We start from the raw sequence: 9,996 nt of genomic DNA on the forward strand, positions 1-9,996 counted from the left end.
GCCTATCGACCCTAAGCGTTGCGAGCCCAGTGCTCGAGGGGCGTCATGCCGCTCTCAACCAACTCGGGCCGAGCCGCCAGATAGGCGGCGGGTGCAAAACCCGACTTCACGGCGCCCAGGCCCCAGGCGCCGCCGGTCAGATAGTCGATCAGCGGATTGACCTCCGGCGCCAGGCCGCCAGGCTTGGCCGACGCATATTGCGACGACGAGAACCATCCGCTGGGGTCGCGACACTCGAACCCGCCGGCGGTGACGAAGTGCGCCAAGGGCTCGGCGCCCGCGGCGGCGACGTCAGGATATCGGTCCAGGTACCAGGCCGGATCAAACAGGGGATGTGGCTTGAACCCCTCCCGCCAGCCCTGGGTCAGATAGTGCAGCAGAGCCGGCTGCCCGCGACCGTCCCGCCCCGCCTGCGCCAGATAGAAGTCCGTGTCGAACAGCGGGTGGGGGCTCACGCCCTCGCGCCAACCATGGCTCAGATAATGGGCCAGAGGATTGACCCCCGAGACGGCGAGATCAGGGCGTCGTGAAATGTACCAGTCGCCACAGAACAGCGGGTGAGGATCAAATCCCTCAGCGGCGCCGATCCGCACATAGTGCTCCAGAGGCGAAAGGCCCGTGGCGCCCACCGCATCCCCGTGCCGGGCAAGATAGAAGTCCACATCAAACAGGGCGTGGGGGACCCGGCCTTCCCGGCCGCCGCTGGCCAGATAGTGGGCGAGCGGCGACGCGCCGCCCGCGGCGACATCGGGGTAGCGCGCCAGATAGGCGTCGTGATCGAAGATTCCCGGCGGCCGAAGGCCCGGCCGCGCCCCTTGCGCGGCATAGATGACCATGGCTCGAAGCGCCGCCAGCCGTCCTCTGCCCCCCCCGGCCGGAGCGGCCCAAAGACCGGATCGCGCGATCATCGCCGCGCGCCCAGGCACACTCAGCCGCAGAAGAAGGCTATCGATCCGCCGTGAAATCCGGTTGTGGCGTCGCGGCCGTCGGACGGCGGCCCGGCGGTGAGCGGCGATCAAGGCCGCGCGCCCGTCCGCCTCAGCCCTGGCTCTGCCGCCCAAGGCGCGATCCAGGGCCAGCGTCAGGCGCGAGCGCGTCAAGGCAAGATCGACCTCCGTCCGGTGCAGATCATCTTCGGTCCGGCGCAGCTGATCTGCCAGGCGATCCTGCCGCTCGACGACCTGCCGGGCCTTGGCGACCAAGGGATGGACGTGGTGCTGCGCCACAGGTTCAACGGCCGGCGCAGCAGGGTCAGATGCGGACTGGGTCATGCAGCGCTCCCCCGGGCGCGACCTTCAGCGATCAGCCAGGCCAGGTAGGACCCTGGTCCGGCCGCGAAGGGATCTTCGAACGCAGCCTGCAGGTCGGGGCTCTCCCGCCAGAGCACCCGGTGGCTCTTGTCGATCGGCGTGCCGTCCGAATAGGCCTCATAGGCCCAGTAGCGGGCCGGTATGGCAGGATCGGTCGCGGCCGCCACCTGGCGCTTGTACCAGTTCCAGATCTCATAGACCTCGAAGTTGTCGCCGGCGTACTTCTTGGTCATCAGGTCGCCCGTCGGCCCCAGCTTGGTGAAGTGCCAGAAGCGCAGCGGCGCGCCGTTGACGGTGATGGCCCCGTCCTTGCCGATGGCGACCCTGCGCTGGGAGAGGTTCCAGCTCGCGACATTGTAACCCGGGTCGCGGACCACCTTCACCTTGTCGAACAGGGCCGGGACGTGATCGCACCACCGCTGATCAACGAACAGGCCGCGAGGCATGTCGTCATAGCAGTATTCGAGCAGGCGATCGTTCCACCATTTGGCGAAGCGGGCGCCCTCGCCCTTGGTGCGGATGGCCACGAAGCCGAGATTGAAGATGCCCGTGCGCGAGGCCGACAGGTCGTTGTCGAGAATCGCGGTGCGCTCCGTGTTCGGATCGATGAGGTGCGGCGTCAGCAGGATTTCGTCGGTCTGCAGCCAGTCGATGAGCGGATCGAGCGGCGCCAGCAGGGCGGTGTCCGGATCAAGATAGATGGCGATGTCGGCCTGGCTGCAGGCCTGGTGGATGAAGGGCCCCTTCACCGCCGTGCAAACCTCGACCACGTCATGGCGGAACAGCCAGTTCCGGAAATTGTCGATGCCCAGGTCCTGCGCCCAGACGACCCGGTCGAAGGGCTCGTGGGCCGGATCGAAGTCAAAGCCGGCGGGCGGCTCATCGGTGATCAGGGCCACCAGCTCCCAGTCGGGGTGGAACCGCCGGAGGGTCGAAAATAGCACCCGGGCCCGGTTCAGATAGGAGAAGGTGAAGCTGGAATAGCAGAGCACCTTCATTGAGCCGCCTCCCCGTCCAGAAGGTCGATGGTCAGGCGGCTATAGCTGAGATCATAAAGGACGGGCCTGCGCGCCGACCGGCGGAGGTCGAGCACGGCGCCGGTTTCGAACATCTCAAACAAGGCGGCCTCGTTTCCGAGCACGCGCCCCTGCCCCGTCGCCTCGACAAAGGCGGCCACATTGCCGCTGTCGGGGCCGGTCAGGATCGCCGCGCCGGCGGCGGCGGCCTCGTGGGTGGTGAAGGAGAAGGTCTCCCGGCACAGGGACCAGATCATCACCGCATCGACCCCCAGCGATTCCAGCGCCTCCTGCATGGCCCTGGGCTGGGCCTCGCTCACCGTCACAGGGTGGAAGCTTAAGGGGAGGCCCCCGCTTGGGTCCCGGGCAAGATGGAGAAACTCGTAGCGAGGATCCTCGGCGAACCTGAGGACGAGCTCGCGAAAGACCGGCCAACCCTTTAGCGTGCTGGGCAACCCTGGCAAGGCCAGCCGAAAGGGTTGGCGGGCGCGCGACCGGACCGCTGGCTCTGCCTGCCGTGGCGTTAGCTGGGCGAGGGGCGCGACCACGACCCGACTGGGCGCAAGGCCCGTTCCGCGACGCCAGGTGTCCAGGGCCGACTGACTGGGCGCGGCCACCGAGAGATCCAGGGCTGCGAACAGGCGGCGATGCTCATCCATGTGGAAGGCCCGGGCCTCCCCGTAGAGGCAGACGCCGCAGGCTGCGCTGCCGGGCGGCGGGGCGCCGCAGTCTGAAACGTCATTTCGCAGGAGGTGATAGCTCACACAGGCGCTGGCGAAATCGTGCACCCAGAACCAGCCCTCCGTCAGCGCCATCGCCCCGGCGACGGCCAGGACGTCGTCGACCCGGTGGCCGAGCAGGCTATGGATGGCCAGGCTGCGCCGTCCAGGCTCGACTCCGTCCAGTTGCGCCTTCAGCGCCTCGGTGAGGGTCCCGATCGCAAAGGCGCCCACCGGCGCGCCATTCCACAGGACGCCGACCGGCTGGTCATCGCCGGCGGCGCGCAGCATGGGACGGGAATTGAGGGGGTAGAGATGGAGGTGGTCGCGACCGCTCGCCGCCGCGGCTGAGGCCTCTCGCTGGATACACAGCTGCACGCCGCCGAGGTTGGTCGAATAGTCATCATGGCTGACGGTGACATGCAGATCGGCCAAGCCCGAACGGGAGCGGGCGAAGGCCTGCGAAAGCGCCTCTGCGTTGCTTGCCGGGATGGGACGGTCGTGAGCGGCGAGGGCTTCGAACCGCGCCTTGAGGGGCTGCAGGCCTGCGATGATCTTGTGGCGGAAGCCGAGGTCCAGCCGGGCCAGCCGGCCTTCGACCCGTCCCGCCTGAAGATAGTGGACGAAGGGATTCATTCCCGACGCCGCCACATCGGGATTGAGCTCCTGATAGTCCGCGACGGAGAACCATGGCGCCGGATCTCGCCCCTCGCGCCAGCCTGCGACCAGGAAGTGGTTCAGGGCGTCCCCGCCCGTCTGGGCGACATCAGGGTTTTCGGCCAGATAGAAGCGGGCGTCGAAGGCGCCGGCGGCCAATGCCCGCTGCGCCTCTGTGGTTTGTGCAGGCTCGGTCGACGCCGCGACGATCTGTGCGGCGACGGGCGCGGCGACGGGTTGCGGCGGCGGCGGCGGGTCGTAGCGCCAGGCGGCCCGAGGGCTTTCGGCGGGCCTCCGACTGAAATCGGCGCGACGTAGCGAGGAGGGTTTCGCCTCGCGGCCCTCGCTGGCGCCGACCCGCAGATAGTGGGCCAGCGGATTGACGTCGAGCATGGCGACATCGGGATTGTCATTCAGATAGTCAGCGGTCGAGAACCAGGGCGCGGGGTCACGACCCTCGCGCCAGCCGGCCTCGGCATAGTGGGCGAACGGATCGACGCCCGCCTGGTCGATATCGGGGTAGGCGCGCCGATAGAAATCGGGATCGAGCGCCGTGCAAACCAGGGCGAAAGCAAAGTCTTCTGTGGCCACGGCGGCCATGCGGGGCTCCCTGTCCGAGGCCGGAGGGCTGTGTGCAACAGATGGGCGTAGTGATCAACCACGGCGTTCGCGCCTTGCGGCCGGGCCCGCACAGCCATACAGCAACTTGTGTGACCCGCGCCAACAGCCAGACCAGCCAGGCCCCCTCCGCCCGCGACCGGGCGGCTTATCTCGTGCTGGGCATGCATCGCTCGGGCACCTCGGCCGCAACCCAGGTCCTGGCTCTCTCCGGCGCCACCCTGCCGGAAAACGTGATGCCGGGGGACGAACACAACGCCAAGGGCTACTTTGAGCCCTGGCGCATCGCCATTTTCAATGACCAGCGCCTCAGGGCGGGCGGCGGCGCCTGGGACGACCCGTTCACCTTCCCCTACCGGCCCGTGGAACCACGGGAAGAACGCCGCTGGATCACCCGGGCGACCGATCTGTTCGAGGAGGAATTCGCCGGCGCCGCCTATCCGCTGATGAAGGATCCCCGGGTCAGCGTCCTGGCGCCTCTCTGGCGCACCGCGCTCAGCGAGCTCGACTACCCCCTGCGGGCGGTGATCCCCGTGCGCCACCCCCTGGAGGTGGCCGGCTCGCTGGCCAAGCGAAACGGCTTTCCCGTGGAGAAGTCGGTGCTGCTCTGGACGAGCTACATGCTGGCGGCCGAGGCCCACAGTCGCGACATCCCCCGCGCCTTCATCCCCTATGACGGCCTCCTGACCGACTGGCGCAGCCAGGCCGCCCGCATCGAAGCCGCCCACGGGGCCACCCTGCCTGGCCTGGACGACGCCGCCGGCGCGGCCATCGACGACTTCCTCACCGGCGACCTGCGCCACAATGCGGCGGACCAGGACCTGGCAGCCGTTCCCCTGGTCGGGGCCTTGGCCGCGCAGGTCTATGACTGGTTCGCCGCCGCGGCCCGGGACGAGCGGGGCGATCCCGACGTGCTGCGCACGGCGGCCCACGCGCTGGGCGAGCTCAGAGCCGCCATGGGCGTCTTTGTCTCACCGGTCACGTCGGCCCTGGATCTGGCGCGGATCGAGGCGCTGGAAGCCCGCCAGTTCGCCGCCTTCGAACAGACCCGCGGCGCGGCCTTGGAGCGGCAGCTGAACGACCTCCAGGCCATCGAGCAGGCGGTCGACGACATCCTCTCCGAAGCCCTCGGCGACCTATGAGCCGCAAGATACGCCGCTGATCGGCCGTGCCAGACCTAAAGCCCCCTTCCGAGCCGCCCCCGCCGATCCAGGCGGCCACTGAGCTCATGGCGCGCCGCCGCCGGGCGCGGCTGCAGGCCAGCGCGGTCGCCGCCGAGCGCTGGCGGCGCTATCGCCGGATCGCCGCCGATCGGACCAAGGCGCCCCTGGCCCCACGACTGGCCTCACGCTTTGCGACGGCGCTCGCCCGTGGAAAATGGCCAGGCCGGGCGCTTCTCATCCGCATGTCGGGGGTTTGGGATCAGGGGCTGACAGCGGGCCTGGGCCGCGATCCCGCCCTGGCGGAAAACCTGATCGGCTATGTGCGGGCCGGTCCCGATCCTTCGGCGCAGCCGCGCGCCCTGTTCGACCAGGCCGCCTATCTTGAGCGCCGGCCAGACCTCGCCGGCTCCCGCTGGGCCCCGCTGGCCCACTATCTCGTCCTGGGGGACGCCGCGGCCTGCGATCCGCATCCCCTGGTGAATGTGAGCGACTACCGCCTGCGCAATGGCCGCGCCCTGGAGGCCAGCGGCCTCACCGTGCTGCAGCACTTCCTGTTCGCGGGCGCCGGCCTTGGCCTTGATCCCCACCCGCTGTTCAGCCTGCGCCACTATGTGGGCCAGTGCGAGGCCGTCGCCCTGACCGGCGAGAATCCGCTGGTCCACTATCTGCGGGAGGGCTGGCGCCAGGGCCTGGACCCCCATCCTCTCTTTGCCAACGACTGGTACCTGGAGCGCTATCCGGAGGTGGCTGCCCAGGGCCTGCCGCCCCTGCTGGACTACGTCTCAGGCGGGGCCGACCAGGGCCGCGATCCCCACCCCCTGTTCGACGGCGCCTGGTACGCCGAGCGCTATCGGGACCTGCGCCCCCCGGGCTTCAATCCCCTGGCCCACTTCGTGCGCTTTGGCGCGCGGGAGCATCGCAATCCGAGCCCCCACTTCGATTCGGCCTACTACGCCCAGCAGGATGGGAGCCGGGACCCCGAGGCCGGCGATCCCCTGAGCGACTATCTCACCCGCGGCGCGTTCGAGGGCCTCTGGCCAGCGCCGGATTTTGACGAGGCGGCCTATCTGCTGGCCAATCCCGAGGCCGTCGGCACGCCCTATAGCGGACTGGAGCACTGGGCGCGGACCAGCGGCGCGCGGCCCGAGCCTCTCGGCGGAACCGGCGCCCAGGGGGCATCCGCCCTGTTCGACCAGTTACGCAACGCCAGCCGCCGCAAGGACCCGGGCGCCTACGATCTGCAGGCCTATGCGGAACTGGCGCAGAGCTGGCGCGACATCCAGGCTCAGAGGATCGAGGCCTTCACGCCGACCCCGCCGCCCATGGTCTCGATCCGGGGAGACCTGGCCAAGGCGGCGCGGCGCATTGTCCTGCCGACCCCGGAGCAGCCGAAGATCAGCCTGATCATCCCGGCCTTCAACAATCTGCGCTTCACCCTGGAGTGCCTGCAGGCCGTGAGCGAGGCCGGCGGTCTGGATAAGGCCGAGGTCCTGGTGATCGACGACGCCTCTACCGAGCCGGGCGTCGAGACGCTGGAGCAGGTGACCGGCTTGCGGGTGATCCGCAACGGCGAGAACCTCGGCTTTATCCGCACCTGCAACCGGGCCGCCGCCGAGGCCCGAGGCGAGATTCTGGTCTTCCTCAACAACGATGTTCAGGTCCGCAAGGGTTGGCTCGCCCCCCTGGCGGCCGCCCTCGACGATCCCGCCATCGGCGCCGTGGCGCCCAAGATGCTGTTCCCGGACGGCCGGCTGCAGGAGGCCGGCGCGCGGATCAATCTCGACGGCTCGAGCGAGATGATCGGCCTGTTCCAGGACCCGGACCTGCCCCGCTGGAACGTGCGGCGCGAGGTGGACTACGCGTCTGGCGCTTGCCTGGCTGTGCGCCGCGCCGATTTCGAGGCGCTGGGCGGCTTCGACCTCATCTATGCGCCGGCCTATTGCGAGGACGCCGACCTCTGTTTCCGCCTGCGCGACCGCGGCCTGAAAATCATCTACGAACCCGCCGCCGAGATCATCCACCACCTCAGCATCACGGCCAATTCCATCGATGCGGGCTACAAGCACCGACTCGCCAGCGCCAACCAGCAGACCTTCGTCGCCCGCTGGGGCGAGATCCTGGAGCGGTTGAACCGGGTGCGGACGATCGCCTTCCACCTGCCCCAGTTCCACGCGATCCCGGAGAACGACCGATGGTGGGGCGCGGGCTTCACCGAATGGACCAATGTCAGCCGCGCCCTGCCCAATTATCGCGGCCACTACCAGCCTCACCTGCCGGCCGACCTCGGCTTCTATGACCTCGCCCGGCCCGAGGCGCTGAAGCGCCAGGCGGCCCTGGCCGAGCGCTATGCCCTGGGGGGCTTCTGCTTCTACTACTACTGGTTCTCCGGCGGCCGGCGGGTGCTGGAGACGCCGCTGGAACACCTCACGGCGCCGGACGCGCCGGACTTCCCGTTCTGCGTCTGCTGGGCCAACGAGAACTGGACCCGCACCTGGGACGGCCAGGAACGGGACGTCCTGCTGGCCCAGACCTATGACGAGGCCGACGCCGCCGCCCTGATCACCGACATGGCGCCGCTGTTGGCGCGAGCCAACTATATCCGCATCGAAGGCCGGCCCCTGCTGGTCATCTATCGACCCGGCCTGCTGCCCGATCCCGCCGCCTGGACCGAGACCTGGCGGGCGACGGCGCGGTCCCTGGGCCTGGGCGAGATCTATCTGGCCATGGTGGAGACCTTCGACGTGGCCGGGACCTATCCCGATCCCACCGCCATCGGCTTCGACGCCGCCATAGAGTTCCCCCCCATGGGCGCGGCCCAGCCGATCAGCCCGCCAGGACCGCTGCACAACCGCGCCTATGAGGGCGTGGTCAGCGACTATCGCGAACTGGTGCGCCGCTACATGGCCGCGCCGACGCCGGCCTCACGGCGCTTCCGGGGCGTCGCGCCCTCTTGGGACAACACTCCGCGACGCCAGGACCAGTCCTATGTCTTCCACTATGCCAGTCCCGGCGCCTTCCAGGCCTGGACGGAGGCCATGATGGCCGAGACGCGGCGGCAGAATTTCGGCGACGAGCGGATCGTCTTCGTCAACGCCTGGAACGAGTGGGCCGAGGGCGCCCATCTGGAGCCCGACGTCCGCTTCGGCCACGGCTGGCTGGAGGCCCTGAAAAACGCCGCCGAGGCCGACCTGCTGGACCCTGAGACATGAGGCCGGACGCCCTGCCGCAGGACCTGGTGGTGGTCGGCCACCCGTTCGCCCCGATCGGCATGGGCGAGCACCTGCGCTCCACCGTCCGCGCCCTGCGCGCCGTGGGGCTGAAGCCCCAGCTGATCGACGTCTATGGCCTGGACCGGGGCCGCGACCCGGACCTGGAGCGCGCATTCGGCGCCGATGTCACCCGCAGCCTCTCTCCGGCCCTCAATCTCTTCTGCGTCAACGCCAACGAGCTGGACGAGGTGATGGCGCGCGTCGACCGGACCGGGTTTTCCTCGGCGCGCAACATCATCTTCCCGGCCTGGGAGCTTTCGGACTATCCCGCCGTCTGGGCGGAAAAACTGGCTGCGTTCGATGGGATCTGGGCGCCCTCGCGCTTCGTTCAGGACGCCCTGGCCCGCGCCACCGGCCGCCCCGTCGCCTGTGTGCCCCTGGCGGTGGAGATGAAGCTGTCAGCCTTCCTCGGGCGGCGATGGTTCGACATCCCCGAACACGCCTTCGTGGTGATGTTCGCCTTCGACTTCTCCTCCTATGCCGCGCGCAAGAACCCGATGGCGGTGCTGGAAGCCTTCGAAGCCCTGGCGGCCCGCAGGCCGGACGCGCCGCTGCACGCCGTCATCAAGTGCAAGGGGGGCGATCCCACCGATCCGGCGCGCAAGGCCCTGGAGGCGCGGATCGCCGCCCTGGGGGGCCGGGCCCAGATGATCAGCCGCGAGCTGTCGGACAATGAGGTCAAGAACCTGTTCCGCTGCGTCGACGTCTTCGTCTCGCTGCACAGGTCCGAAGGCTTCGGCCGCGGCATGGCCGAAGCGATGGCGCTCGGCACGCCGGTGGTGGCCACCGGCTGGTCCGGCAATATGGACTTCATGGACGCCGACACCGCCTGGCTGGTCGACCATCAGATGATCCCCCTCGAAGCCGGCCAATACCTCCACGGTGAAGGCCAGCTCTGGGCCGAGCCCGACGTCGTCCAGGCCAGCCAGCTGATCGAACGGGTGATGAGCGAGCCCCGGATCGCCCGCGCCACAGCTGATCGGGCACGACGGCGCATCCGCACCCAGCTCAGCCCGCGGTCCGTGGGCCTGGCCGCTGCAGACCATCTGGCCGCGGCCCTCGGCTGAGGGCTAGACTCAGGTTCTGGGTCGCAAGGGCGGCGCTTCATCGGCCGCGGTATCGGCCGGCGGAGCCTCAGTGATCGCCACCTGGTGGATAAGGAACTCGCCGCCGGCGGCGTCATCGAAGTCGATGCGGATGCGATCGATCACCGACGTGGTCCAGTCTTCGCCGCCAGCCAGAGG

The 9,996-nt window shown here is 69.1% G+C and carries 6 protein-coding genes; 3 read left to right on the plus strand and 3 right to left on the minus strand.

What is annotated here, in order from left to right:
• Window positions 1-11: 11 nt before the first annotated feature.
• From V7702_RS06550 to V7702_RS06560, 3 genes are read right to left on the minus strand one after another with little or no spacing between them, the layout of a single operon-like run.
• Window positions 12-1,271, minus strand: coding sequence for a hypothetical protein (locus V7702_RS06550; RefSeq protein WP_335649333.1), 1,260 nt, complete (start codon window positions 1,269-1,271; stop codon window positions 12-14).
• Complete coding sequence (locus V7702_RS06555) at window positions 1,268-2,308, minus strand: hypothetical protein (RefSeq protein WP_335649334.1); 1,041 nt, start codon at window positions 2,306-2,308, stop codon at window positions 1,268-1,270. The genes V7702_RS06550 and V7702_RS06555 overlap by 4 nt, the downstream gene beginning before the upstream one ends.
• Entirely contained in the window at window positions 2,305-4,302 is a 1,998-nt protein-coding gene (locus V7702_RS06560) for a hypothetical protein (protein ID WP_335649335.1), read from the minus strand. Before V7702_RS06560 ends, V7702_RS06555 begins: the two co-directional genes overlap by 4 nt.
• 110 nt (window positions 4,303-4,412) lie before the next feature.
• Here V7702_RS06560 and V7702_RS06565 point away from each other — a divergent pair, with 110 nt between their 5' ends.
• The 3 genes from V7702_RS06565 to V7702_RS06575 all read left to right on the plus strand — a co-directional run bounded on the left by V7702_RS06565 (window position 4,413) and on the right by V7702_RS06575 (window position 9,819).
• Window positions 4,413-5,462, plus strand: coding sequence for a sulfotransferase family protein (locus V7702_RS06565; RefSeq protein WP_335649336.1), 1,050 nt, complete (start codon window positions 4,413-4,415; stop codon window positions 5,460-5,462).
• A gap of 86 nt (window positions 5,463-5,548) precedes the next feature.
• The gene (locus tag V7702_RS06570; protein ID WP_335649337.1) at window positions 5,549-8,692 is read left to right on the plus strand and encodes a glycoside hydrolase family 99-like domain-containing protein; all 3,144 of its coding nucleotides are present in this window, start codon (window positions 5,549-5,551) and stop codon (window positions 8,690-8,692) included.
• On the plus strand, window positions 8,689-9,819 hold the full coding sequence (locus V7702_RS06575) for a glycosyltransferase family 4 protein (protein ID WP_335649338.1): 1,131 nt from the start codon (window positions 8,689-8,691) through the stop codon (window positions 9,817-9,819). Before V7702_RS06570 ends, V7702_RS06575 begins: the two co-directional genes overlap by 4 nt.
• The last annotated feature ends 177 nt before the right edge of the window (window positions 9,820-9,996 follow it).

Origin of the sequence: Phenylobacterium sp., assembly GCF_036963605.1 — a bacterium.
Taxonomy (GTDB): Bacteria; Pseudomonadota; Alphaproteobacteria; order Caulobacterales; family Caulobacteraceae; genus Phenylobacterium.